This is a genomic window from Buttiauxella gaviniae, assembly GCF_040786275.1.
GTDB classification, from domain to species: domain Bacteria; phylum Pseudomonadota; class Gammaproteobacteria; order Enterobacterales; family Enterobacteriaceae; genus Buttiauxella; species Buttiauxella gaviniae_A.
Map to the genome: position 1 here is coordinate 1511586 of NZ_JBFMVT010000002.1, position 25624 is coordinate 1537209.

At 49.8% G+C, this 25624-nt stretch carries 32 protein-coding genes; 15 read left to right on the top strand and 17 right to left on the bottom strand.

Features of this window, described 5'->3' with window-relative positions:
- Window positions 1-14: 14 nt before the first annotated feature.
- Genes gspE through AB1E22_RS07715 form a run of 10 tightly spaced genes read left to right on the top strand, consistent with a single transcriptional unit; the run spans window position 15 to window position 8061 of the window.
- Window positions 15-1523, top strand: a complete 1509-nt coding sequence (gspE, locus tag AB1E22_RS07670) for a type II secretion system ATPase GspE (RefSeq protein WP_367594789.1) — start codon at window positions 15-17, stop codon at window positions 1521-1523.
- The gene (gspF, locus tag AB1E22_RS07675; RefSeq protein ID WP_367594790.1) at window positions 1520-2731 is read left to right on the top strand and encodes a type II secretion system inner membrane protein GspF; all 1212 of its coding nucleotides are present in this window, start codon (window positions 1520-1522) and stop codon (window positions 2729-2731) included. Before gspE ends, gspF begins: the two co-directional genes overlap by 4 nt.
- Window positions 2732-2742: 11 nt before the next feature.
- Window positions 2743-3186, top strand: coding sequence for a type II secretion system major pseudopilin GspG (gene gspG, locus AB1E22_RS07680; protein WP_367594791.1), 444 nt, complete (start codon window positions 2743-2745; stop codon window positions 3184-3186).
- Window positions 3187-3190: 4 nt separating this feature from the next.
- Entirely contained in the window at window positions 3191-3697 is a 507-nt protein-coding gene (gene gspH / locus AB1E22_RS07685; RefSeq protein ID WP_367594792.1) for a type II secretion system minor pseudopilin GspH, read from the top strand.
- Entirely contained in the window at window positions 3697-4077 is a 381-nt protein-coding gene (gene gspI / locus AB1E22_RS07690; protein ID WP_367594793.1) for a type II secretion system minor pseudopilin GspI, read from the top strand. Before gspH ends, gspI begins: the two co-directional genes overlap by 1 nt.
- Window positions 4074-4682, top strand: coding sequence for a type II secretion system minor pseudopilin GspJ (gene gspJ, locus AB1E22_RS07695; protein ID WP_367594794.1), 609 nt, complete (start codon window positions 4074-4076; stop codon window positions 4680-4682). The genes gspI and gspJ overlap by 4 nt, the downstream gene beginning before the upstream one ends.
- A complete protein-coding gene (gene gspK / locus AB1E22_RS07700) occupies window positions 4679-5683 on the top strand; it encodes a type II secretion system minor pseudopilin GspK (RefSeq protein WP_367594795.1) in 1005 nt (334 codons plus the stop codon). Before gspJ ends, gspK begins: the two co-directional genes overlap by 4 nt.
- Window positions 5684-6811, top strand: a complete 1128-nt coding sequence (gene gspL, locus AB1E22_RS07705; protein ID WP_367594796.1) for a type II secretion system protein GspL — start codon at window positions 5684-5686, stop codon at window positions 6809-6811.
- A complete protein-coding gene (gene gspM / locus AB1E22_RS07710; protein WP_367594797.1) occupies window positions 6804-7280 on the top strand; it encodes a type II secretion system protein GspM in 477 nt (158 codons plus the stop codon). Before gspL ends, gspM begins: the two co-directional genes overlap by 8 nt.
- Complete coding sequence (locus tag AB1E22_RS07715; RefSeq protein WP_367594798.1) at window positions 7273-8061, top strand: prepilin peptidase; 789 nt, start codon at window positions 7273-7275, stop codon at window positions 8059-8061. The genes gspM and AB1E22_RS07715 overlap by 8 nt, the downstream gene beginning before the upstream one ends.
- Before the next feature lie 39 nt (window positions 8062-8100).
- Here AB1E22_RS07715 and bfr read toward each other — a convergent pair whose 3' ends face one another.
- From bfr to fkpA, 11 genes are all read right to left on the bottom strand, one after another.
- Entirely contained in the window at window positions 8101-8574 is a 474-nt protein-coding gene (gene bfr, locus AB1E22_RS07720) for a bacterioferritin (RefSeq protein ID WP_367594799.1), read from the bottom strand.
- Window positions 8575-8645: 71 nt separating this feature from the next.
- On the bottom strand, window positions 8646-8840 hold the full coding sequence (gene bfd, locus AB1E22_RS07725) for a bacterioferritin-associated ferredoxin (protein WP_183273264.1): 195 nt from the start codon (window positions 8838-8840) through the stop codon (window positions 8646-8648).
- 149 nt (window positions 8841-8989) lie between these two features.
- A complete protein-coding gene (gene tuf / locus AB1E22_RS07730; protein ID WP_367594800.1) occupies window positions 8990-10174 on the bottom strand; it encodes an elongation factor Tu in 1185 nt (394 codons plus the stop codon).
- Between the two features lie 73 nt (window positions 10175-10247).
- Window positions 10248-12362 carry an elongation factor G gene (gene fusA / locus AB1E22_RS07735; protein WP_367594801.1) on the bottom strand — a complete coding sequence of 705 codons (2115 nt, stop codon included), beginning with the start codon at window positions 12360-12362 and terminating at the stop codon, window positions 10248-10250.
- A 93-nt stretch (window positions 12363-12455) separates the two neighbouring features.
- Entirely contained in the window at window positions 12456-12926 is a 471-nt protein-coding gene (gene rpsG / locus AB1E22_RS07740) for a 30S ribosomal protein S7 (protein ID WP_008457106.1), read from the bottom strand.
- A gap of 91 nt (window positions 12927-13017) precedes the next feature.
- Complete coding sequence (gene rpsL / locus AB1E22_RS07745; protein WP_003023654.1) at window positions 13018-13392, bottom strand: 30S ribosomal protein S12; 375 nt, start codon at window positions 13390-13392, stop codon at window positions 13018-13020.
- A gap of 125 nt (window positions 13393-13517) precedes the next feature.
- On the bottom strand, window positions 13518-13805 hold the full coding sequence (gene tusB / locus AB1E22_RS07750; protein ID WP_367594802.1) for a sulfurtransferase complex subunit TusB: 288 nt from the start codon (window positions 13803-13805) through the stop codon (window positions 13518-13520).
- A 6-nt stretch (window positions 13806-13811) separates the two neighbouring features.
- Window positions 13812-14171, bottom strand: coding sequence for a sulfurtransferase complex subunit TusC (gene tusC, locus AB1E22_RS07755; protein WP_367594803.1), 360 nt, complete (start codon window positions 14169-14171; stop codon window positions 13812-13814).
- Entirely contained in the window at window positions 14171-14557 is a 387-nt protein-coding gene (gene tusD, locus AB1E22_RS07760; protein WP_367594804.1) for a sulfurtransferase complex subunit TusD, read from the bottom strand. Before tusD ends, tusC begins: the two co-directional genes overlap by 1 nt.
- Complete coding sequence (locus tag AB1E22_RS07765; protein ID WP_034460202.1) at window positions 14557-15279, bottom strand: helix-turn-helix transcriptional regulator; 723 nt, start codon at window positions 15277-15279, stop codon at window positions 14557-14559. The genes tusD and AB1E22_RS07765 overlap by 1 nt, the downstream gene beginning before the upstream one ends.
- 178 nt (window positions 15280-15457) lie before the next feature.
- On the bottom strand, window positions 15458-16276 hold the full coding sequence (gene fkpA, locus AB1E22_RS07770) for an FKBP-type peptidyl-prolyl cis-trans isomerase (RefSeq protein ID WP_367594805.1): 819 nt from the start codon (window positions 16274-16276) through the stop codon (window positions 15458-15460).
- Between the two features lie 227 nt (window positions 16277-16503).
- On the opposite strand from fkpA, the gene AB1E22_RS07775 reads away from it, so the two are divergent.
- A complete protein-coding gene (locus tag AB1E22_RS07775; protein WP_183272346.1) occupies window positions 16504-16722 on the top strand; it encodes a protein SlyX in 219 nt (72 codons plus the stop codon).
- Window positions 16723-16803: 81 nt separating this feature from the next.
- Here AB1E22_RS07775 and slyD read toward each other — a convergent pair whose 3' ends face one another.
- The 4 genes from slyD to kefG all read right to left on the bottom strand — a co-directional run bounded on the left by slyD (window position 16804) and on the right by kefG (window position 20065).
- Complete coding sequence (slyD, locus tag AB1E22_RS07780; RefSeq protein ID WP_367594806.1) at window positions 16804-17388, bottom strand: peptidylprolyl isomerase; 585 nt, start codon at window positions 17386-17388, stop codon at window positions 16804-16806.
- A 99-nt stretch (window positions 17389-17487) separates the two neighbouring features.
- Window positions 17488-17688 (bottom strand): YheV family putative zinc ribbon protein, encoded by a 201-nt coding sequence (locus AB1E22_RS07785; RefSeq protein ID WP_367594807.1) that lies wholly within the window; start codon window positions 17686-17688, stop codon window positions 17488-17490.
- 14 nt (window positions 17689-17702) lie between these two features.
- The gene (gene kefB, locus AB1E22_RS07790) at window positions 17703-19511 is read right to left on the bottom strand and encodes a glutathione-regulated potassium-efflux system protein KefB (protein WP_367594808.1); all 1809 of its coding nucleotides are present in this window, start codon (window positions 19509-19511) and stop codon (window positions 17703-17705) included.
- Window positions 19511-20065: a glutathione-regulated potassium-efflux system ancillary protein KefG gene (kefG, locus tag AB1E22_RS07795; protein ID WP_367594809.1), complete on the bottom strand. Its 555-nt coding sequence runs from the start codon at window positions 20063-20065 to the stop codon at window positions 19511-19513. The genes kefB and kefG overlap by 1 nt, the downstream gene beginning before the upstream one ends.
- Before the next feature lie 122 nt (window positions 20066-20187).
- On the opposite strand from kefG, the gene AB1E22_RS07800 reads away from it, so the two are divergent.
- Complete coding sequence (locus AB1E22_RS07800) at window positions 20188-22092, top strand: ABC transporter ATP-binding protein (protein WP_367594810.1); 1905 nt, start codon at window positions 20188-20190, stop codon at window positions 22090-22092.
- 44 nt (window positions 22093-22136) lie between these two features.
- Here AB1E22_RS07800 and AB1E22_RS07805 read toward each other — a convergent pair whose 3' ends face one another.
- Window positions 22137-22736: a LysE family translocator gene (locus AB1E22_RS07805; protein WP_367594811.1), complete on the bottom strand. Its 600-nt coding sequence runs from the start codon at window positions 22734-22736 to the stop codon at window positions 22137-22139.
- A 62-nt stretch (window positions 22737-22798) separates the two neighbouring features.
- Here AB1E22_RS07805 and AB1E22_RS07810 point away from each other — a divergent pair, with 62 nt between their 5' ends.
- The 3 genes from AB1E22_RS07810 (at window position 22799) to AB1E22_RS07820 (ending at window position 25057) form a co-directional block, all read left to right on the top strand.
- Entirely contained in the window at window positions 22799-23815 is a 1017-nt protein-coding gene (locus tag AB1E22_RS07810; RefSeq protein WP_367594812.1) for a hydrolase, read from the top strand.
- Between the two features lies 1 nt (window position 23816).
- Complete coding sequence (locus AB1E22_RS07815) at window positions 23817-24035, top strand: YheU family protein (protein WP_034460225.1); 219 nt, start codon at window positions 23817-23819, stop codon at window positions 24033-24035.
- A gap of 140 nt (window positions 24036-24175) precedes the next feature.
- Entirely contained in the window at window positions 24176-25057 is an 882-nt protein-coding gene (locus tag AB1E22_RS07820) for a phosphoribulokinase (protein ID WP_367594813.1), read from the top strand.
- A gap of 21 nt (window positions 25058-25078) precedes the next feature.
- On the opposite strand, the gene AB1E22_RS07825 is transcribed toward AB1E22_RS07820, so the two are convergent.
- Window positions 25079-25483, bottom strand: a complete 405-nt coding sequence (locus AB1E22_RS07825; RefSeq protein ID WP_367594814.1) for an OsmC family protein — start codon at window positions 25481-25483, stop codon at window positions 25079-25081.
- Window positions 25484-25624 lie beyond the last annotated feature (141 nt).

Consider the following 25624-nt stretch of genomic DNA (forward strand, 5'->3'; position numbering starts at 1 on the left):
TAAAGGATCAGAACATGCGACCGGAAGTCGAATCAGCCAGGAGCGAAAACGCACTGTTTTCCTATATAACAGCACGCAAACATGGCGTTACCGTTGAAAATGGAGAGTTATTCTATCTACGAGGTACACCACTCGACATCCTGCTTGAAGCAAGAACATTAGCGCAGCAATGTCATCGCTTTACGGCGCTGGATACTGAAGCATTCGAGGCAAAAATCGAACAACTGTTCCATCAAAGCTCAGGGGAGTCGCAACAAATTGCCCAGGATATCGATCAGGATATTGACTTGATGTCCCTGACGGAGGAGATCCCTGACAACGAAGACCTGCTTTCTGACGATAATAACGCCCCGGTAATCCGGCTTATCAACGCCATCCTGAGCGAAGCGGTGAAAGAAGGCGCATCGGATATTCACGTCGAAACCTTCGAAAAGACCCTGTCAATCCGCTTCAGGATTGACGGCGTTCTACGCTCGATTTTACAGCCCAGTAAAAAACTGGCCCCGCTACTACTCTCCCGTATAAAAGTAATGGCAAAGCTGGATATAGCGGAAAAACGGCTCCCACAAGATGGTCGAATAACGCTACGTCTTGGGCGGCGTAACATTGACGTGCGTGTCTCAACGCTCCCCTCTCAATATGGAGAGCGCGCTGTTTTACGTTTGCTGGATAAAAGTAATTTGCGCCTGTCTTTAAATAGCCTCGGGCTGTCGGCTCATGATGAGCAAAATCTGGCACAACTAATCAACCAGCCACACGGCATTCTTCTTGTTACCGGGCCGACGGGTTCAGGGAAAAGTACCACTTTATATGCCCTTCTTTCCGCGCTTAATAGCCCGGAACGCAACATTCTAACCGTTGAAGATCCTATTGAGTACGAACTCGAAGGTGTAGGGCAAACGCAGGTGAACAGTCGGGTGGACATGTCTTTCGCCCGAGGATTAAGAGCGATTTTGCGCCAGGATCCTGACATCGTTATGGTGGGGGAAATTCGAGATAATGAAACGGCACAAATTGCCGTACAGGCCTCATTAACCGGCCATCTGGTGCTTTCAACTTTACACACTAATAGCGCCAGTGGAGCGGTGACGCGTCTGCGAGATATGGGCGTTGAACCCTTCCTGCTCTCGTCTTCGCTAATAGGTGTTATCGCTCAGCGCCTTGTTCGCAGGCTCTGCCCGGAATGCCGTATGCAAAAAACGATTGCAGACCATCAACTTTCTGCATTCCAGAACAGAATCCCACAGCCAAAGCTAATCTGGTCAGCTCAGGGCTGCCCGACCTGTCGTCACACCGGTTACCAGGGGCGAATGGGCATTCATGAAATTATGGTTGTGACACCGGAAATCAGAGCTGCCATTCATAACAACACCGACGAACAAAGTATCGAAACGCTTCTGCGCCAGCAATGTCATAGCCTGCTCGATAATGGCCTCGATAAAGTCATTGCGGGTGAAACCAGCCTGGAAGAGGTCATGCGCGTGACTGCGCAGCGCCAGCAGCAAGAGATACAAAGCGAATGAGATTCTCATGGCAAGCACAGGATGCTGAAGGAAAAACCAGCAAAGGAATGCTGGAGGCAGAGAATGCACGTGAAGTTCGTCAGTGGCTACGATCGCAAGGACTGTTTCCTCAGTCAATTAACGAAAAGAAGTCATTGTCTTACGGTAATCCTCTGGTGACTAAACGGCGCGTCAAAATAAGCGGCGGCGAACTAGCCTTATTTACGAGGCAGCTCGCCACGCTCACCAGTGCAGCCCTGCCACTGGAAGAGTCCCTTGCGGTGATCGCCCGGCAAAACAGTAATGCCAGGTTCGCAACCATCATTCGCGACATTCGTGAACGTGTAACCGAAGGACATTCTCTTTCGCATGCCTTGATGGGTTACTCAAAAATCTTCGATACGATTTACTGCACACTCGTCAAGGCCGGTGAACAAAGTGGTCTGCTCGGTACCGTGCTCGAAAAGCTCGCTGACTACAACGAAATCCGCCAGCAAATGCGCAGCAAGCTGACACAAGCATTGATCTATCCCGTCATGCTTTCGTCCGTTGCGATTATCGTCGTGACCATTCTCTTGACCACCGTCGTGCCTAAAGTTGTTGAGCAATTTATCCATATGAAACAACAACTCCCACTTTCAACACGCACGCTTCTGGCTATCAGCGATGCTTTGCGGAATCAGGGGCCATGGGCCCTGGCATTGGTTGCACTACTTTCAACCGCCTATGTTTTCTGGCTGAAAAAACCCTCAAACCGCCACCTGATACATAAAAAGTTAATGAGCGTATTTCCGGGACATATCCTGATTTGCACGATTAATAGTGCGCGATACGTGCGAACGCTGAGCATCCTGCAATCCAGCGGTGTTCCACTCCTGGACAGCATGACCATTGCAGCAGAAGGGATTACCAACCTCGAAATACGTCAGCGTTTATTTGACGCGGCGGACAGGGTGCGCCAGGGCAGCGGTTTTCACGCCTCGCTTGAAAGAGCAAACCTCTTCCCGCCGATGATGCTTTACATGATCGCATCAGGGGAAAAAAGCGGCCAGCTCAGCGCACTGATGGAACGAGCCGCAGACAACCAGGACAAGCTTCTGCAAAACCGCATCGCAATAGCCCTGGCGCTGTTCGAACCGGCGCTCATTATTACCATGGCCTGTGTCGTGCTGTTCATCGTCGTCTCAGTCCTGCAACCCATTCTTCAACTCAATACTCTTGTTAGTTAAGGACAACACAAATGCAAAATCCTCGTACCCACGCCCAACGCGGTTTCACTCTGTTAGAACTGATGGTGGTCATTGTCATTTTAGGCGTGCTGGCAAGTCTCGTGGTACCCAATCTGATGGGTAACAAAGAACGCGCTGATAAGCAAAAAGCCGTCAGCGATATTGTGGCATTAGAGAACGCTCTGGATATGTACAAACTTGACAACCATCGCTACCCAACCACTTCGCAGGGTCTGGACGCACTGGTGACCAAGCCCACCACCAACCCATTACCGGCAAACTATAACAACGAAGGTTACATCAAGCGTTTGCCAACCGATCCATGGGGAAATGCCTATTTGCTGGTAAGCCCTGGTGAGCATGGGCAAATTGACGTGCTTTCTTCCGGCCCGGATGGTGAAGCGGGTACCGAGGACGATCTCAATAACTGGCAGTTGGATAAAACCAAAAAATAGCCCTATGAAAGCGGTCAAGGGATTCACGTTACTGGAAGTGATGCTGGTACTGGTTATTCTGGCGGCCACGGCCAGCCTCGTCATGATGTCATCCGGTTTCAGCCAGGGAGAACAGCGCTCGGCTGCAAATACAGCAGAGCGATTTAATACCCAACTGGAATACGCCTGGGACTGGACAACTTATCAGGGAAAACCTGTAGGTATCTTAATGACGGAACAGGGTTGGCAGGTGTTAACCATGGAAACGAACGGCAAAGGTAAAATCCATTGGGAGCCATTAGCTAACGCCAGAAAACAGATATTAAATGGGGAGTGGCATGATTCATGGCTCGTTACTTTGCAACCCCAGGGCGTTGCTGGCAACTCATCTCCGCAAATAATCCTTTTGCCCGATGGGGAGATAACACCTTTTACTCTCAAGATTGTCGAACGTGAAGAGCGCACCCCGCTGGTTACCATCCAGTCCAGCGGTGTATTGCCGCTGGCTATCAGCAATGGAGAAGCCCCCTGATGGCCACCAAACAATCCGGAATGACGCTTCTTGAAGTTCTGCTGGCACTGAGTATTTTTGCCGCCGCCTCAATGGCACTGATGTCGGCAATCGGCGGCCAGACTAATGCGACAATGCGTATTTCAGAACGCGCTCTCGCAGGCTGGATTGCAGATAACTACCTTAGCGAACAGGAATTATTATCTCTTCCTGTCAGCGCTGAAAACGATAAACAGCAAGGAGCTGTGGAAATGGCAAGCCAGTCATGGAATTGGGCAAGCGCCGTTTCACTTGATGAGAGAACAGGGATGCATCAGCAGACCATTCAGGTTTTTCAGAGTAATGGACAATTCTACACTCTGAGCCGCTATAGCCCCGTCGTTGTCTCGAGCAATAAATGAAAAAATCAGCACAGAGCGGGTTTACTCTGCTGGAAGTGATAGTCGCTCTGATAATCTTTTCTTTACTCAGCTTTGCGGCATGGCAGTTACTCTCCGTTGCGCTCAAAAGTAATACGCAGAATAAAGCGTATACGCAACGATTCAGCCGCTTACAACGTGCTGTCAGCATCTTTAGTAATGATGCTATTCAAGCAATCCCCCGACGCTCAAGAAGTACTGGGCAGGCACTGTTCGCGGCTGAAAACAGCTTAATATTCACCACGCAAAACTGGAGTAATACTTTCAACGGCTGTTGTACCCCGGATATCCAGACGGTGCACTGGTATCTGCAGGACGGCACGCTCTACCGCGCAGTGCGCACCAGCCCTGACACAGATGAAGAACCGAACCAGGTCGCCCTGCTGAACAACGTCAGCGCCTTTTCTCTCCGTACATTTTCTGGCGGAGTCTGGAGTGAAGCCATCACCAGCAGCAATCTACCTGATGCCATAGAGTTGTCATTAACGCTGACTGACTACGGAACAGTGCGCCGCGTTTATCTATTTCCAGCCCCCTGGCCGGTCTTTGACAACAGTAAACCTCAAACCGAGGCGAGCAAATCATGACGGCAAAACAAAAAGGCATGGCGCTGCTAATTGTATTGATGATTCTGGCCATCATGGCAGCACTCGCTGCTGAAATGACACTGCGTTTTCAAACGGACATGCAGCGCAGCGAGTTGCAGACGGTACGGCTGGAGCAACAGTGGGCTTTGCGCGCAGCCGAAGAGAGCGCCGCCGCGATCCTGAAACAAGATCTCGCTGATAACCCTCATATGACGTCCGACGAGCAATACTGGGCTCAGCCACAAATGCTGAACTTTGATACAGGTGTTACGGTAAATGCGCAGCTCAGGGACGATCAGACTTGTTATAACCTCAATGCGTTAGCGGATGTTCCTCAAGAACCTCAAACACCCACCCCCTACAACGTTAAAGTGTTTGAAGAGCTACTCAAATCGGAAGGTGTTAATAATGCACAAGCCGCTGCATTAATTGACGCCATCGCCGACTTTATTGACGAAGATAATCATTCGCGGCGCTTCGGCGCTGAGGACGAATACTACCGCAATGCCAAAACCGCTCATCGCACTGCGGGGCAACCGCTGTTTTCAATTTCAGAGTTGAAGCAAATTAAGGGCATGACACCCGAACTTTATCGCCAACTCGCACCTGTACTGTGTGTATTACCCGGTAAAGAGATCCAAATTAACCCCAATAATCTGACAGAGGTTCAGGCCCCGTTGCTGGCCGCATTATTTATCGATCAGCTCAGTGTCGAGAATGCCAAAGAGCTTATCTCGGAGCGCCCAAAGGGTGGTTGGCGCGCTCCCGCACATCTTTTCCAACAGATGGAAAAACAGTTCCCGACAGCCGGAAAAGAATATGCCGAAGTCAAAACACTATTGGTAATGCATAGCAAATTCTTCTCTCTCAATAGCACTGCAATCGTCGGGGACTACTCACAATCAATGCAAAGCCGTTTTTATTACGATCGGGAAACGTCGAAATTGAGCCTCTTTTCACGTCGTTTTTTTATTATGGATGAATCAGGAAGGATGCCATAAATGGCAGAAATAATGGTAATTCGCGCTCTTTTCAACGCAGGGGAATACGAGCAGTTATCCCATGAAAACACTCAGACACTGCGATTTAAGTCCGATATGCTTTCTGAACTGAATGGGCTGCCGGGGGCTGATAACCTAACGCTTTTTATCTCGCCGTCGCAAATTCTGTTCAGAAAGCTTATTTTGCCCAATGCTGGTTACAAAATAACTAACCAGTCCATTGCCTGGCTCGCAGAAGAATCAATGATAGCCGACAGTGAATCACTGCACTGGACAGTGCTTGCGCATAGCAAAGAGGCCGTTCACGTCGCGGGCATTAATATTGCTGAACTTGAGAAAATAATGCTCCCCCTAACTGCTGCGGGCTTACAGATAACATCGGTTTTACCCAATGGGTTACACCTGCCCTATGAAGAAAATTGCTGGAGCGCCGAAAAAGATAATGAAGGTTGGTTAGTCAGGTTTAACGAATATCAGCTAGCCCATATTGATGAAGCCTGGTTCATACACCTGATAAACGAGCACGCACCCGAAACCATAATTACCAGCGAATTGTTACCCACAGCCTTCGATAGTATTAAATCTATTGATGGGCAGCATTGCTACGATATTGCGACAATGTCGCACATCAATCTTCTTAGTGGAGCGCTAAAGCCTAAGCCCCCAGCCAGGCGAGTAAGTAAAAAACTAAGCCTCATTTTGTGGAGCGCTCTTGGCCTGGCGCTGTTGTGTTTTTTCTCTTTAAAGGCTCTAACGATAGGGCAATTATCGAACCAGGCCCATGAAATTAATGCACGAATTCAGACCACCTGGCAGCAATACTTCCCCAATGACAAACACAATAACAACTACAAGTTCTATCTGAATCAGAAAATTAAAGACAGTTATCCAGATGCGATGACCCAGCTCAGCCATCTGCATGCTGCCATAAAACTCTCTCCAGGCATCCGCATTGTCAGCATGGATTACAATCTCAGAAAACGCTCTTTTGACCTTGAAGTGCAAGCGGATTCACTTTCTGCACTCGATGTATTAATGCGCAATAGCGAGGCTGATTTTATGTTCACACAGCGCACCGACGATACAGCTCCGGGCGTCTACCACCTAAGGAGTGAAAAACATGATTAAGACCTGGTGGCTAAGCAAAAATCAGCGTGAACAACGACTGCTTCTCGCCGGAGGTGTGTTTTTTGCGTTGGTTTTTTTCTGGTATGGCGTGGTAGTCCCGCTCAACAACACCATCAGTAGACAACTGCAAGAAAATCGAAAGCTCTCTGAAAGTCTGGTGTGGATAACAACAGAAACAGAAAGCCAAGGATTGGTCAAAATAAAAGTACTTCCTACAGACATGGAAAAAGTGGTGATGGATAGCGCCCTCAAAGCTCAATTAACCATCACGATTCAGGCCCATGATGATGACCAACTCACCGTGACACCCTTTTCCCTTCCCACCGACAAGCTTGTGTTGTGGCTTGACGATCTCAAAACAAACTGGGGGTTACAGCCATGCGAAATGCAACTGGCTGCAGAGCCAGAAAATAACAGCAACCTGGCTGTAAAAAAACTGGTTTTGCAAAAGGCAGGAAGCAATGGATAGCTTAGTATTATCTGGATGGGGCTTTTCGCTGTGGATGGGGCTGCTCGGGTTAATCTCAGGTAGCTTTATGAATGTCGTGATTTACCGCTTACCCATAATGCTTGACACAAAAGAGACATCCAGCGGTGATATCAATTTGTGGCTACCCAATTCTTTTTGTCCCGAATGTCATCATTCGCTACGCTGGTTTGACAACATCCCGCTTCTGAGCTGGCTACTTCTTCGTGGGCGCTGCCGATATTGCAACGCAACAATCTCCTGGCGTTATTCTGTCATTGAGTTCGTGTGTGCGCTAGGTTTTGCTATGTTAGCCATATTATTCCCCTCACCAACAACCGCTTTATCCTTAGCTATATTCTTCTGGTTTGTACTCGCACTCAGTGCGATTGATCTCAAGGTACTCTTGCTACCCGATCTACTCACTCTGCCACTGCTATGGTTAGGATTAATTTACAACAGTCTTTATGGAACCATTCCCCTTGAAGATGGCGTATACGGAGTCGTTGCTGGGTATCTGGCGCTCTGGATAATTTACTGGGGCTTTCGGCTCACTACGGGTAGGGAAGGCATGGGGTATGGAGATTTCAAAATGCTCGCAGCTATCGGTGCATGGTGTGGCTGGCAAGCGTTACCGCCGGTAGTATTGATAGCGGCCTTCGTTGGGATCTTCATTTCTTTGATACGAATCTTGATGCACAAAGCAGCAGATAAAACACTCCCTTTTGGCCCCTGTCTGGCCTGTGCGGGCATGATTGTTTTAGGCTGGCTGAATCTCACATGAGAGCAAAAAAGAGAGGCCAGGCCTCTCTTTGCCTGAATATTACTCTTCTTTGATTTGTGACTGAATATAGTTCTGCAAACCAATTTTAGAGATCAGATCCAGTTCTGTTTCCAACCAGTCGATGTGATGCTCTTCTTCAGCAAGGATTTGGATCATCATGTCCCGACTGACATAGTCATGAACGGTATCCGCGTAAGCAATCGCTTCACGCAAATCTTTAGCGCCTTCCAGTTCTAGTCTAAGGTCGGACTGAAGCATTTCTTCGACATCTTCGCCAATCTGAAGTCTGCCTAAATCTTGCAGGTTAGGAATGCCTTCAAGGAATAAAATACGCTCGATATACTTATCGGCGTGTTTCATTTCATCAATGGATTCGTGGTATTCAACGTCGTTGAGGCGCATTAAGCCCCAGTTTTTGAACATTCTCGCATGGAGAAAATACTGATTGATCGCGACAAGCTCGTTTCCCAATAATTTATTGAGATAATTTATTATCTTAATATCACCTTTCATTTTTACTCCCTCCGCTTCCACTACATGAAGCGTAGATGTAGCACGGAGTAAGTCAAAAAAAAGTGACTGTATTAAGCAATCTCTTTAAATTCTGGGATCTGCAATAGCTCTTCTTGCATGATTTCTCTCGCCGCGCGAACGCACTTACCACATTGGTTTCCCACTGGCACAAACTTGCGAAGCTGCTGGAAAGATTGTGGATGGAACTGGCGCACTGCCTGCCGAATTTTTTTATCACTTACACCATTACACAGACAAACGTACATATGCACTCCCGTTCAAATTACGCGCAAAGTGTAAATGAGAATAGTTATGATTACAATAGCACAGACATGTTGGTTCAGGTTGTAAGCGGTAAAAATTACAAAAAAAAAGAGCGCCGAAGCGCTCTTTTTTCATACTAAGGTATCAGCGATTAAGCGATAACTTTAGCAACAACGCCCGCACCTACAGTACGGCCGCCTTCACGGATTGCGAAACGCAGACCGTCGTCCATCGCGATTGGGTGGATCAGGGTTACAACCATCTGGATGTTGTCGCCCGGCATTACCATCTCTACGCCTTCTGGCAGTTCGATGGTGCCAGTCACGTCAGTTGTACGGAAGTAGAACTGTGGACGGTAGCCTTTGAAGAACGGAGTATGACGGCCGCCTTCATCTTTGGACAGGATATAAACTTCAGATTCGAACTTGGTGTGTGGCTTGATTGAGCCCGGCTTAGCCAGTACCTGACCACGTTCGATTTCTTCACGTTTGATACCACGCAGCAGAACACCTACGTTCTCACCAGCACGGCCTTCGTCCAGCAGTTTGCGGAACATTTCAACGCCAGTACAGGTTGATTTCGCTGTATCTTTGATACCAACGATTTCAACTTCTTCGCCAACTTTAACGATACCGCGCTCTACACGACCGGTAACAACGGTACCACGACCGGAGATGGAGAATACGTCTTCGATTGGCAGCAGGAATGGCTTATCAATCGCACGCTCTGGCTCAGGGATGTAAGAATCCAGGTGACCTGCCAGTTCGATGATTTTCGCTTCCCACTCTGCTTCGCCTTCCAGCGCTTTCAGAGCTGAACCACGAACGATTGGCGTATCGTCGCCCGGGAAGTCGTACTGAGACAGAAGTTCACGAACTTCCATTTCAACCAGTTCCAGCAGCTCTTCGTCATCAACCATGTCACATTTGTTCAGGAACACGATGATGAAAGGAACGCCAACCTGACGACCCAGCAGGATGTGCTCACGGGTCTGTGGCATCGGGCCATCAGTCGCAGCAACAACCAGGATAGCGCCGTCCATCTGAGCAGCACCGGTGATCATGTTTTTAACGTAGTCGGCGTGCCCTGGGCAGTCAACGTGCGCGTAGTGGCGAGTCGGGGTGTCATATTCAACGTGGGAAGTGTTGATGGTGATACCACGAGCTTTTTCTTCTGGCGCGTTATCGATCTGGTCGAATGCACGAGCAGAACCACCGTAGGTTTTAGCCAGAACGGTAGTGATTGCTGCAGTCAGGGTAGTTTTACCATGGTCAACGTGGCCGATAGTACCGACGTTGACGTGCGGTTTTGTACGTTCAAATTTTTCTTTAGACACGGCTATATTCCTTACTGTTGTGCTCTCACCGCAAGGAGAGAGCACGGGATCAATGTTTTTTAAAACCCTGGGCTTATTTACCGCGGGCTTCGATTACGGCCTGAGCAACGTTGTTAGGCGCATCATCATACTTCAGGAATTCCATGGAGTAAGATGCACGACCTTTGGTCAGGGAACGCAGTTGGGTTGCGTAACCGAACATTTCAGACAACGGAACTTCAGCGTGAATCTGAACGCCAGTAGCGTTAGATTCCTGGCCTTTCAGCTGACCACGACGACGGCTAAGGTCACCGATAACGTCACCAGTGTTCTCTTCCGGAGTTTCAACTTCAACCTTCATGATAGGCTCAAGCAGAACTGGTTTTGCTTTCTTAAAGCCATCTTTGAAGGCAATAGAAGCGGCCAGTTTAAACGCCAGTTCGGAGGAGTCAACGTCGTGGTAAGAACCGAAGTGCAGACGCACACCGAGATCTACTACTGGGTAACCCGCCAGAGGACCAGACTTCAGCTGCTCCTGGATGCCTTTATCAACGGCAGGGATGTATTCGCCAGGAATTACACCACCTTTGATGTCGTTGATGAACTCGTAACCTTTCGGATTTGAGCCCGGCTCCAGTGGGTACATGTCGATAACAACATGACCGTACTGACCACGACCACCAGACTGCTTAGCGTGTTTACCTTCAACATCAGTAACTTTCGCGCGAATCGCTTCACGGTAAGCAACCTGAGGTTTACCAACGTTAGCTTCAACGTTGAATTCACGTTTCATACGGTCAACGATGATGTCGAGGTGCAGTTCACCCATACCAGCGATGATGGTCTGGTTAGATTCTTCATCAGTCCATACGCGGAATGATGGATCTTCTTTAGCCAGACGCCCCAGAGCCAGACCCATTTTTTCTTGGTCAGCTTTGGTTTTTGGTTCTACAGCGATGGAGATTACCGGTTCAGGGAATTCCATACGCTCCAGAATGATCACGTTGTCCGGATCACAGATGGTGTCACCTGTAGTCACGTCTTTCAGACCGATTGCCGCTGCGATATCGCCCGCGCGAACTTCTTTGATCTCTTCACGTTTGTTAGCGTGCATCTGAACGATACGACCAAAACGCTCACGAGCCGATTTCACTGGGTTATAAACGGTATCACCGGAGTTAACCACGCCAGAGTACACGCGGAAGAACGTCAGGTTACCAACGAACGGGTCGGTTGCAATTTTGAATGCCAGAGCAGCAAACGGCTCTTCATCACTTGCATGACGCTCAGATGGAGTGTCTTTACCGTCGTCCAGCATACCGTTAATTGCAGGTACGTCTGTTGGTGCTGGCAGGTAATCAATTACCGCATCCAGCATTGCCTGTACGCCTTTGTTCTTGAACGCAGAACCACAGGTAACCAGAATGATTTCGTTGTTCAGAACGCGTTGACGCAGAGCTGTTTTAACTTCTTCCTCGGTCAGCTCTTCGCCGCCCAAGTATTTTTCCATCAGCTCTTCAGATGCTTCTGCTGCAGACTCAATCAGGTTCTGGTGCCATTCTTCAGCCAGGTCGACCATATCAGCAGGGATATCTTCGTATTCGAAGGTAACGCCCTGATCTGCATCGTTCCAGTTGATAGCTTTCATTTTCACCAGGTCAACAACACCGGTGAAACCTTCTTCAGCACCAATCGCCAACTGAAGCGGAACAGCGTTCGCGCCCAGGCGGGATTTAATCTGGCCTACAACTTTCAGGAAGTTAGCACCCATGCGGTCCATTTTGTTAACGAACGCGATGCGTGGAACTTTGTATTTGTTAGCCTGACGCCATACGGTTTCAGACTGTGGCTGAACACCACCAACTGCGCAGTAAACCATTACCGCACCGTCAAGAACACGCATGGAACGTTCAACTTCGATGGTGAAGTCAACGTGCCCTGGGGTGTCGATGATGTTTACGCGATGCGGTTCATACTGCTTAGCCATACCTGACCAGAATGCAGTAGTTGCAGCGGAGGTAATGGTGATACCACGTTCCTGCTCCTGCTCCATCCAGTCCATGGTAGCTGCGCCGTCATGAACTTCACCGATTTTGTGGTTTACACCGGTGTAGAACAGAATACGTTCGGTAGTAGTGGTTTTACCGGCGTCGATGTGTGCACTGATACCGATATTGCGGTAGCGTGCAATGGGTGTTGTACGAGCCATTTGATTCCTCTATATCCTGGGACGTTCATTTAAGTAACCCAAAGCGGGCAGCCTACATGAAGCGCCCGCTTGGTGACTAACACTCCGAAGGGATTACCAACGGTAGTGAGCGAACGCCTTGTTGGCTTCAGCCATACGGTGAACGTCTTCACGTTTCTTAACTGCAGTACCTTTGTTCTCTGCAGCATCAGAAAGTTCGTTCGCCAGGCGAAGAGCCATGGATTTATCACCGCGTTTACGAGCAGCTTCTACGATCCAACGCATTGCCAGAGCATTACGACGAACCGGACGTACTTCTACTGGAACCTGATAAGTAGAACCACCAACACGGCGGGACTTAACTTCGACAGTCGGACGAACGTTGTCCAGAGCGACTTCGAAAGCTTCCAGTTCGTTTTTACCAGAACGCTGAGCCAGGGTCTCCAGCGCGGTATAGACGATAGATTCTGCAGTAGATTTCTTACCATCTACCATCAGAATGTTTACAAATTTGGCCAGCAACTCTGATCCGAACTTAGGATCTGGAAGAATTTTACGTTGACCAATGACGCGACGACGTGGCATGGGAATACTCCGTTGTTAATTCAGGGTTGTCCAAAACTCTATTGAGTTTGACATTTATTTAAAACGTTTGGCCTTACTTAACGGAGAACCATTAAGCCTTAGGACGCTTCACGCCGTACTTGGAACGAGATTGCTTACGGTCTTTAACGCCGGAGCAGTCAAGTGCACCACGAACGGTGTGGTAACGAACACCTGGCAAGTCTTTTACACGACCACCACGGATCAGGATCACGGAGTGTTCCTGCAGGTTGTGACCTTCACCGCCGATGTAGGAGGTAACTTCAAAACCGTTAGTCAAACGCACACGGCATACTTTACGCAGTGCGGAGTTTGGTTTCTTAGGAGTGGTAGTATATACACGAGTACATACGCCACGTTTCTGCGGGCAGGCTTCCAGCGCAGGCACGTTGCTTTTTGCAACTTTGCGAGCGCGTGGTTTGCGAACCAGCTGGTTAACTGTTGCCATTAAATAGCTCCTGGTTTTAGCTTTTGCTTCGTAAACACGTAATAAAACGACCTCATATAATATGAGGACGCAGAATTTTAGGGCTGAGCCGAAAAGGTGTCAAGAAATATACAACAATCCTGGAATTACCAGGTTATCTGTCGTTCGTGTTTAACCGTCATTCTGACGAAGTCAGTATAGCTGACCTTGCCTATACTGGTTGAAATTTGAGCAGTTAATCCGCGAGCCTCGATATCTTCCTGCAGAGCATAGATAGAAATGGGGGCGGCCAGCAGTAAATCAAGGGCACGAGTCCCGGATAGCGCCGCAATAACCGCATCTTGTAGCAATAGCAGTTCATCGCCAGGCTTTATACAGCGCAGCAACGACTCAAGATCGGTATGAAAAGGTGAGTGTTGTAAAATATGCAGCATGCAGCCTCAGAAAGTTAGCACGACATTAAACTGATGCAGCATGTCGCGCAATGCATCAGGTTCGAGAGGTTTGGCATCAAGCACCCAGTCGCTCTCAATCGGTAAACCCCGCTCGCGAACGGATGCCGCGCAGAGATAACACTGATCAATGTCATATAACGGCAGTACACGGAACGTGGCGATGTAATCCCTTGCGAGGATAAGAGCAGGCTGCTGGCTTGGGACCAGTTGAAACACCCCATCACCTATGAAGAACACACCAATATCTTCGGTTAATGCCGAAGTGGCCAGTAACGCATCCAGCCCTTCCCTACCCGCAGCACTTCCGTGAGGGGCTGATTTAAATACAAATGCGACACGCTTCATCAGAATTGCACCGTCCGATCGCACGTCAGCGACGCTTGAGCCAATGCCCCGAGCCCACTGAGAATGAAACCAGGCTGCATATTATAAGACGGCAAACCAAATTGAGTCGCTTGCTCTTCGTCCGTCACACCGCGACGCAAAGAAGCGGCGACACAAATATGCAATGCCACGCCATGTTGCTCGTTAAGCTGTTGCCAGGCACGAACGATATCGAATTCATCGCTCGCGGGTGACGTCAATTGGTTGGCGTTGTAGACCCCTTCACGATAGAAAAAGACGCTTTCTAACGTATGTCCCTGCTCGATGACTGCCTGAGAAAATTGCAACGCACTGCTCGCCTGCTGCGTACCATAAGCCGGGCCAGTCACCAGGATAGCAAAACGCATTACTTATCCTGCCCCTGGAAATCACCGTTTTTGAATTGACGGATGTAGAGATAAACCGTGTGCTTAGAAATATTCAAACGATCGGCAACCTGGTTGATTGCATCTTTGATATCAAAAATACCTTTTTCATAAAGGTTGAGCACAATCTGTCGATTTTTAGCATTGTTAGACACATTGCGATCGGCATTCACTTCTTCAATGGTAAATTCCAGCGCCTGCATAACCAAGTCTTCAACAGACGAGGCAAAGTTCACCGAAGATGCCACTTCAGGCGTTTCCGGTGGAATAAAGGTCGACATAATTTGTGAGAATGGCACATCGAGGTTGATATTAATGCACAGCAGGCCGATGACGCGTTCATCACGGTTACGAATGGCGATCGTCTCTGACTTCATCAGGACGCCGCTTTTTGCCCGGGTAAAATAACATTTAGAAACGCTGCTATCTGCACCCGTCATATCATGCAGCATTCGCAGTGCCAGATCGGTAATTGGCGAGCCGATTTTACGGCCGGTATGTTCACCATTTGCGATACGAATGGCAGAACATTTCAGATCTTGCAGCGAGTGCAGCACAATTTCACAATGAGAACCAATCAGCATTGCTAACCCGTCCACTACCGCTTCGTAGGATTTTAATATTTCAAAGTCGGTTTGTTCAAAAGGACGCTGGTCCAGTAAGTCGAGCTCACTGGTTTCATTGGTTAAAAGCGAATTGGACATTTAAAGATACCACCCTCTACAGAGAGCCTGTCGCGCTTGAAAGGTGTCAGGGCAGACTCATACTCAGTTGAAACGCCGTCTGCTAAGGTAATACAGCGTTAGACGCGCTTTCCAGTTTTTATTATATCCTGCCTCAAATAAAAAACCGCCGCCTCTAAGGGCGGCGGTTAATAATGCCTTATTTGCTCTTCGCAGCGTCTGCTTCTGGAGCGGCATCTGGTTTAGCGTCTGCTTTAGGCGCGGGTTTGATATCCAGCAGCTCGACGTCAAATACCAGCGTAGAGTTAGCTGGAATTCCTGGTACGCCAGTTTTGCCGTAAGCCAGTTCTGGTGGAATAACCAGTTTGATTTTCCCGCCTTTCTTGATGTTTTTCAGGCCTTCGGTCCAGCCAGGGATAACACCGTCAAGACGGAAAGAGAGTGGCTCGCCACGGGTGTAAGAGTTATCGAACTCTTTACCGTCGATCAACGTACCTTTGTAGTTCACAACAACAGTGTCGCTGTCTTTTGGCGCTTCACCGGTACCGGCTTTGTCGATTTTGTACATCAGGCCAGTAGAGGAAGTTTTAACACCTTTCTCTTTTGCGAAAGTGTCACGGAAGGCTTTGCCTTTATCCGCATTTTCTTTAGCGTCTTTTTCCATTTTCGCTTGAGCGGAAGATTTCACGCGCGCTTCGAAAGCTTGCAGAGTCTGCTCGATTTCCTGGTCAGTTAATTTGCTCTTATCGGCAAACGCATCCTGAACACCGGCGATAAGCTGGTTTTTATCCAGAGTAATACCCAGCTTTTCTTGTTCTTTCAGAGAGTTTTCCATATAACGGCCCAGCGAAGCACCCAATGCATACGCAGATTTCTGGTCGTCATTTTTGAATGCCGCGTTGCTGGCAGCAGGAGCCGCAGCATCTTTAGCGGCAGCAGCTGGGGCCGCGAACGCAGGAGCGCTCAGGGCAACGGCCATCGTGGTCGCCAGTAGCGTTACTTTAAACAGTGATTTCATCCATTTCTCCAGGGCCGGGGCCTCTAACCCCAAGGTTATTATCAACTAAGAGACGTACTATAACGTCGTGGAAGAAATCTACACAATCTCTCCGCGTCTTATCGAGACAAATTCAGACTCTTTTTGTGTACAGAAGTTTCGTCCTGAGCAAAACGACGCTGTAACGTGCGGAATTTTTCAGTAGAATCGCCGGAAATTGTCCATCCGCAGGCCAGGAGAGATCAGCCATGCAACAAAAATCGACCGAACAACGGCTGGAAGAACTTGAGAGTCGTCTCGCTTTCCAGGAGATTACGATTGAAGAGTTAAATCAGACAGTAACGGCGCACGAATTAGAGATGGTCAAACTACGCGAACATTTCCGTTTGCTGGTTGAAAAGTTAAAAGCCAGCCAGCCTTCAATGGTGGCCTCAGAATCAGAAGAAACTCCACCGCCACATTATTAACAGCACCCGCAATACAAAGAGAAAAGGCGTGTCAGTGACACGCCTTTTTTATCTTTAAAAGCTTTGTTTAGCTTTTAAGACTTAGTGGCAACCGCAACCGCCGTTACCGCCACAACCGCCTTTACCATGCTCGTGATCATGGTCGTGACCGTGGCCACCACAGCAACCACCTTCGTGGTCATGGTCGTGGTGATGATCGTGCTCACCGTGAACGTGGCCATGAGCCAGTTCTTCAGCGGTAGCTTCACGGATTGCGATAACTTCTACGTTGAAGCTCAGGTTTTGGCCTGCCAGCATATGGTTGCCATCGACAACAACGTGCTCATCTTCAACAGCGGTGATTTCAACAGGAACTGGACCCTGATCGGTGTCAGCCATAAAACGCATGCCAACTTCCAGCTCGTCAACGCCCATGAAGACGTCTTTTGGTACGCGCTGCACCAGGTTTTCGTCATACTGACCGTAAGCGTCATTTGCACCAACAGATACGTCAAACTTATCGCCAACAACGTGACCTTCCAGCGCTGTTTCCAGGCCAGAAATCAGAGAGCCGTGACCATGCAGATAGTCCAGCGGCGCACTCACCGGAGACTCATCAACCAACACACCGTCTTCTGTACGTACCTGATAGGCCAGGCTGACCACCAGGTCTTTTGCTACTTTCATGATATCTCCTGAGCGAGCGTGGGGAAAAAAACTGGCGCCGATTGTAGCGGAATTTGACGCCGGTGTACCCCTAAGCTTAAAAAAAGCTGCGCCATCTCGCTAGTCCGGATGAAAAATCCCGATAACTTGCTCTTGTTCGCGAACGTGCTCGCGAACTTGTTTATCCGCCTCACGCATTTGATGGCCGCACTTAACACACTCAACAATATCGACATTATTCTCGCGCCACATCGCGAGAGAATCCCGCGCCTGGCATTCGGGACAAACAGCCCCGGCAATAAAACGTTTACGCACCGACATTGGCTTCACCTTAATTATTCAAAATCATCCCAACCATCGAACTGGCGACGCTCTTGCTGCATCTCGCGTTCGAAGATCTCTTCCAGTTCACGACGAGCCTCACGCACCCTGGAAATTTGTGCGTTATCGGTATGAATCGGCATTAATTCACGCAGCATACTCATATCCAGACGCCTGAAATGAAGCTGTGCGCGGTGCGCCTGATGCGGGTGCATACCCAATGTCATCAGCGCCTTACGCCCTAACTCCAGCGCACTGGAAAACGTTTCGCGTGAAAACTGCGTAACACCAGCTTGCAACAATTCATGCGCTTCTACACGGCCCCTGGCGCGCGCCAGAATCGCCAGATGTGGAAAGTGTTGTTGACACAAATGAACGACTTTCATCGTGTCTTCCGGCTCATTACAGGTAATCACAATTGATTTGGCCGTTTCGGCCCCCGCAGAGCGTAGCAACTCAAGTTCCGTGGCGTCGCCGTAATAAACTTTGTAGCCGTATTTACGCATCAGGCTAACGGAACTGATATCTCTCTCCAGAACCGTAATGCGCATTTTGTTCGCCATCAGCAAACGCCCGATAACCTGCCCGAAGCGCCCAAAACCCACAATAATGACTTGCGGCTGATCGTCTTCCACGTAAGGTTTTTCATCATTTTCATCATCCGCAACGTTAAAGCGCCGCGCAAGAATCGCATCCACACCTTTCATCAGCAGCGGTGTTGTCATCATAGAGAGCGTAACGGTCACCAACAGGAGCGGCATCTGGTCGCCGCTAAATATTTTCTGCGAGGAAGCCGTAGAAAACAGCACGAAGGCAAACTCACCGCCCTGGCTTAATACGCCTGAAAACTGTAGCCGCTCGGAACTGCGCAAACCAAAGTACCAGGATAAGCCATATAGCACCGCCGCTTTTACCGCGACCAGAACCACAACACCTAACACCACCCAGAAAATATGGGTATAGAGCACGCCCAGATTTAACGCCATCCCCACGGAAATAAAGAACAGGCCGAGCAGTAATCCTTTAAAAGGATCGATAGCAATTTCCAGTTCGTGTCGGTATTCACTCTCAGCCAACAGCACGCCCGCGATAAACGTTCCTAACGCCATGGATAAACCCAGCGCATCCATGAATAACGCCGAACCCAATACCAGTAAAAGTGCTGCAGCGGTAAAAACTTCACGCACACCGGAGCCAGCAATAAACCGGAAAACAGGTTTTAACAGGTAACGCCCGCCAATCAACATGCCCGCGAAGGCCAGTACTTTGAACCCGACTTTTATCCAGTCAGGGCTATCATCCCCGTTTCCGGCGAGCAAAGGCACCAGAGCTATCGCCGGGATAACGGCTAAATCCTGAAACAGCAACACAGAAAAGCCGAGCTGCCCGGCCTCATTCCGATTCATGCCTTTATCACGCATCAGTTGAAGCGCCATCGCGGTGGATGACATCGCAAGGCCAATACCGCCGATCACCGCTGCCTGCCAGGAAAACTGCGTCAACATCAGCAACCCCGCCAGCACAACCGCGCTCAATAACACTTGCGCGGCCCCGACGCCAAATATAGAGCGCCGAAGCTGCCAGAGTTTTGAGGGATTAAGCTCCAGACCGATGATAAACATCAGGAACACCACGCCCAGCTCGGAGAAGTGGAGAATTTCATCCACATCGCTGATAAAGCCCAAACCCCACGGCCCTATAGCGATCCCTGCGAGCAAATAGCCAAGCACCGCGCCAATGCCCAAACGGGCGGCAATGGGTACCGCAACCACCGCCGCAAATAAAAACAGCACGCCAGCCAGTAATACGTCAGAACCTTCCATCAGCGGCCTCCCGGTAATATCGGTGAAACCAGCCACTCACCATAGGCTTTCGCATGGCTGGCTAACTCCTGAGGAGACTGGCGACGCGCCCAGTAAACAATCATGGGGTTCATCCAATGCATGCGGCACATCGCGGCGGTGAGTTCAAAAGGACGGAGAATATCGGTCAGCGGGAAACGATTAAAACCATCGTGGCGATAAGCACCTTCCGGCTCGCCAGTGGTAATCACACTGCGCCAATACTTTCCCGCCAGCGCGTTACCCCCAACGCCACTTGCAAAACCGCGGCTCAACACACGGTCCAGCCACTCTTTGAGCAACGCAGGGCAACTGTAGGTATAAAGAGGGTGTTGGAAGACGATGACATCATGCTCTTGTAGCAATGCCTGCTCGCGGTAGATATCGATAAAAAAGTCAGGATAGTGCGCATAAAGGTCATGCACAGTCACATTTTCAAGCTTCTGCGCCGACTGGAGTAAGACCCGGTTTGCAACCGAGTCTTGTGACTCCGGATGGGCATATAGCAGCAAAACTTTCGGCGGCTGCAACATCATTACCCTCCAGGGCGTCGTCATAGTGATATTTTTGGGCTACCATGCAGCCCGACGCGGTGCCGATAGCATCACGTTACCTTAATATAATGACAATTTAACATACTCTGAACATACGGCGCTTTATGATTGTTTTCTCCTCGTTACAAATTCGTCGCGGCACCCGCGTTCTGCTGGATAACGCCACCGCCACCATCAATCCGGGCCAAAAAGTGGGTCTGGTGGGTAAAAACGGCTGCGGTAAATCCACGCTGCTGGCGCTACTGAAGAACGAGATCAGCGCCGATGGTGGCAGCATGACCTATCCTGGCAACTGGGCGCTGGCCTGGGTTAATCAGGAAACGCCTGCGCTGGCGATGCCTGCCATTGAATATGTTATTGATGGTGACCGTGAGTTCCGCCAGCTTGAAGCGGAGCTGGCAAAAGCCAATGAACGCAACGATGGCCATGCGATTGCATTGGTTCACGGCAAACTTGATGCAGTTGATGCCTGGACTATTCGCTCCCGCGCCTCAAGTTTGTTGCACGGTTTAGGCTTCAGTAATGAACAACTTGAGCGCCCGGTGAGCGATTTTTCCGGTGGCTGGCGTATGCGTCTGAACCTGGCGCAGGCGCTGATTTGCCGCTCCGATTTACTGCTGCTCGATGAACCGACTAACCACCTGGATTTAGACGCCGTTATCTGGCTGGAGCGCTGGCTGAAAAGTTATCAGGGCACATTGATTCTGATTTCCCATGACCGCGACTTCCTCGATCCTGTCGTAGGTAAAATTATTCATATCGAACAAGAGTCGATGTTTGAATACACCGGCAACTATTCATCGTTTGAAGGCCAGCGTGCTACCCGCCTTGCGCAGCAGCAGTCGATGTATGAAAGCCAGCAAGAGCGAGTCGCGCATCTGCAAAGCTTTATCGACCGTTTCAAAGCTAAAGCCAGTAAAGCAAAGCAAGCGCAAAGCCGCGTGAAAATGCTGGAACGCATGGAATTGATTGCTCCGGCACACGTCGATAACCCGTTCCATTTCAGTTTCCGTATGCCAGAAAGTTTGCCAAACCCGCTGCTGCGCATGGAAAAAGTCAGTGCGGGTTATGGCGACCGCGTGATTCTCGATTCCATCAAACTGAATCTTGTTCCTGGCTCGCGCATTGGTCTGCTTGGCCGCAACGGTGCCGGTAAATCGACGCTGATCAAACTGCTGGCGGAAGAGATCAAACCTTTGCAGGGCGATATTGGCCTCGCAAAAGGCATCAAACTGGGGTATTTCGCGCAGCACCAGCTGGAATACTTACGCGCAGACGAATCGCCGCTGCAACATTTGGCGCGCATCGCGCCAAAAGAGCTTGAGCAACAATTGCGTGACTACCTGGGCGGTTTCGGCTTCCGGGGCGATAAAGTCACCGAGCAGACGGCGCGTTTCTCCGGCGGCGAAAAAGCGCGTCTGGTATTAGCCCTGGTTGTCTGGCAGCGTCCTAACCTGCTGCTGCTCGATGAACCAACTAACCACCTTGATCTCGACATGCGCCAGGCGTTGACCGAAGCGTTGATTGATTTCGAAGGCGCGCTGGTTGTGGTTTCGCACGACCGTCACTTACTGCGCTCGACTACTGACGATTTGTACCTGGTGCACGACGGTAAAGTTGAAGCGTTTGATGGCGATCTTGAAGATTACCAGCAGTGGCTTGTGGATCTGCAAAAGCAGGAAAACCAGCCGCTTGATTCAACCAAAGATAACGGCAACAGCGCTCAGGCACGTAAAGACCAAAAGCGCCGTGAAGCTGAATTACGCACACAAACTCAACCTTTGCGTAAGCAAATCACCCAGCTTGAGAAGCAGATGGAAAAGCTCAATGTGCAGCTTGCGGAAGTCGAAGCTAAGCTTGCGGACAGCGCTATCTACGACCAAAGTCGTAAAGCGGAGATGACCGAATGCCTACAAACTCAGGTGAAAGTGAAATCAGCGCTGGAGGAGTGTGAGATGGAATGGCTGGACGCGCACGACCAGTTAGAACAGATCATGCAGGCCGAGTAATCGACTTATACAGCCCTCTCCTGTGAGAGGGCTGTCGAAAAGAATTAGTGCCAAATCAGCAGCACACACGCGGCGGTCAGCAATCCCATAAAGACATTAAAGATTGCCCAGGCGCGTCGGCTACGAAGCAGCTTGCCAATCATGCTGCCAAATGCAATCCAGATGATTCCCGCGACGATGTTAACCAGGGCGATGCCAATACTGATTAACACCACAGAATGCAAATACTGAGAACCGGCAAGACTAAAACTTGCGACGGCACCCAGCGCCATCAGCCAGGCTTTTGGGTTGATAACCTGAAGTAAACCGCCCTGCCAGAAGGGAATAGGAGCCGGAGGGGGAGCATCGGTTTCCAGTTTTTCATAGGTTGCGGTGCCGATTTTCCATGCCAGCCATAATAGGTAAGCACTCCCGGCGATCTTCAGGATAAGGTGCAAAGCAGGATACAAAAGGATTAAGCTACCGACACCAAACGCCACCAGCAACAGGATGCACTGCATCCCAAGCATGATGCCTATCATCAGCGGTATGGTGCGCATAAAGCCATAATTGGCGCCGGAAGATGTCAGTAGCATATTGTTTGGGCCGGGTGTAATAGCAGCGACCCATAGAAAACCAAGCATTGAGAAAAAAAGCGTTTCCATGAAATGGGTGTTCCACACCCGGTAAAGTTAATTAGCAAACTAAATGAAACTAACAGTGTGATATGGCTACGACAAGTCCCGCAGCATTGAATTTTAATCAAGAAGACGATGAGCAATTTCGTCCGTTAAAAGGTGTCAGTAATCCGCACCTGCAAACCATGCTTCCGCGCTTAATTCGCCGTCGCCTTAATTTCAAACCTCACTGGCAGCGTCTGGATATGCCGGATGGAGATTTTGTCGATCTTGCCTGGAGCGAAGATCCGCGCCAGGCGACGCATAAACCACGGTTAGTTGTTTTTCATGGACTTGAAGGCAGCCTCCACAGCCCGTACGCGCACGGTTTAATTGATGCCGCACGCAAGCAAGGCTGGTTGGGCGTAGTCATGCACTTCAGGGGTTGCAGCGGCGTACCTAACCGCATGAAGCGCATCTATCATTCCGGTGAAACGGAAGATGGTAGCTACTTCCTCAACTGGCTCAGCACGCGTTATGGCAAAGCGCCGACGGCGGCTGTAGGGTTTTCACTCGGCGGAAATATGCTCGCCTGTTTACTGGCTAAACAGGGGGCTGACTGTACGCTCCAGGCGGGTGTCGTGGTTTCCGCGCCATTAATGCTTGAGCATTGCAGCAAGCATATTGAGAAAGGTTTCTCGCGCGTCTATCAGCACTATCTTTTGAATCTGCTGAAGAAAAATGCGGCGCGTAAGCTCAGGAGTTATCCGGGCTCGCTTCCTGTCGATATGCGCCAGCTCAAAGGGATGCGCCGTCTGCGTGAATTTGACGATTTGATTACCTCAAAGATTCACGGTTTTGCTGATGCTATCGACTATTACCGTCAGTGCAGCGCGATGCCGTTGCTGCCACAAATCAAAACGCCAACGCTCATCATCCACGCCAAAGATGATCCTTTTATGGATCATAATGTGATTCCTGACACGGCGATTTTACCTGCCAATATTGAATATCAACTCACGCGCTACGGCGGGCATGTCGGGTTTGTTGGCGGCACGTTGCGCCGTCCTGAAATGTGGCTGGAACAACGCATCCCACAATGGCTATCTCAATTCCTGGACCAGTAATATGATGATTCCATGGCAAGATCTCCCTCCCGAAACGCTTGATAATCTGATTGAATCCTTTGTATTACGGGAAGGTACAGATTATGGTGAACAAGAGCGCTCGCTGGAGCAAAAGGTGGCGGATGTTAAGCGCCAACTGCAAAGCGGTGAGGCTGTGCTGGTATGGTCGGAGCTGCACGAAACGGTGAATATCATGGCTCGCGGGCAATTTCGCGGCTAGGTGTTAATCTTCTATAAGGCTGCTCATCTATCACCCTCACCCCTGCCCTTTCCAGCTCAATCCCCCTCTCCCGGGGAGAGGGTTAGGGTGAGGGTCATCAGCTAAAACACGTTTGCTTTTACCCATGGAGTTGTTGCCTTATGTCAGCCAAACATCCGGTTATTGCCGTAACAGGTTCCAGCGGTGCAGGAACGACAACCACCAGCCTTGCGTTCCGTAAAATCTTCCAACAACTCAATCTCCGTGCAGCCGAAGTTGAAGGTGACAGCTTCCATCGTTTCACGCGCCCTGAAATGGATATGGCGATTCGTAAAGCCCGCGACCTGGGGCGCCATATCAGTTACTTCGGCCCGGAAGCCAACGACTTCGGTTTACTTGAGCAAACGTTCATTGAATACGGGAAAAGCGGGCAAGGTAAATCGCGCAAGTATCTGCATACTTATGATGAAGCCGTTCCCTGGAACCAAATCCCCGGCACCTTTACGCCGTGGCAGCCCCTCCCTGAACCTACCGATGTGCTGTTTTATGAAGGTTTGCATGGCGGAGTGGTAACGCCTCAGCACGACGTGGCCAATGCCGTCGATTTACTGGTAGGCGTGGTGCCGATCGTAAACCTGGAGTGGATACAAAAACTGGTGCGTGACACCAGCGAGCGTGGGCATTCTCGAGAAGCGGTAATGGACTCCGTAGTACGCTCGATGGACGATTACATCAACTACATCACCCCGCAGTTTTCCCGCACGCATATAAACTTCCAGCGCGTTCCAACGGTTGATACCTCTAACCCATTTGCAGCTCGTGGCATTCCATCGCTGGATGAGAGTTTTGTTGTGATTCATTTCCGCGGTCTGGATGACATCGACTTTCCGTATCTGCTCGCTATGTTGCAGGGCTCATTTATTTCACACATCAATACATTAGTGGTGCCGGGCGGCAAAATGGGGCTGGCAATGGAATTGATTATGACGCCGTTGGTTAAGCGTCTGGCAGAAGGTCGAAATATCAATAATCAGGGCGGCTAAGTACCGCCCCGCAATCACCGACTAGCCTTCAATGACTTCATAGCTGTGGGTGATGCTTACTGCTTTCTCCAGCATCAATGCAACAGAGCAGTATTTCTCAGCAGACAAATCCACCGCGCGGGAAACCGCGTTATCTTTCAAATCGATGCCCGTCACGATGAAATGCAGATTGATATGCGTAAACAGACGCGGTGCCTCTTCGCGGCGCTCGGAGGTCAGTTTAACTTCGCAATCCGTCACGTTATAACGACCTTTTTGCAAAATAGAAACCACGTCGATTGCGCTACAGCCCCCCGCGGCCATCAGCACCATTTCCATCGGACTCGGCGCTTTATCGCCAGAATTACCGTCCATCAAAATCTGGTGTCCTGAAGCGGACTCTCCAAGAAAGGTTAACCCTTCAACCCACTTCACACGTGCTTGCATGTTGCTTCCCCCGTTGAAAAAATTACCTTCCAGAGTACGCGGAAGGAGCAAAACTGGCAACGGAAGGCGACCTGCGTCAAGCTGAAACGAGACAATAGGAGACACTTGCCAAAAGCTATGCTAAAACAATCCAGATGCTAC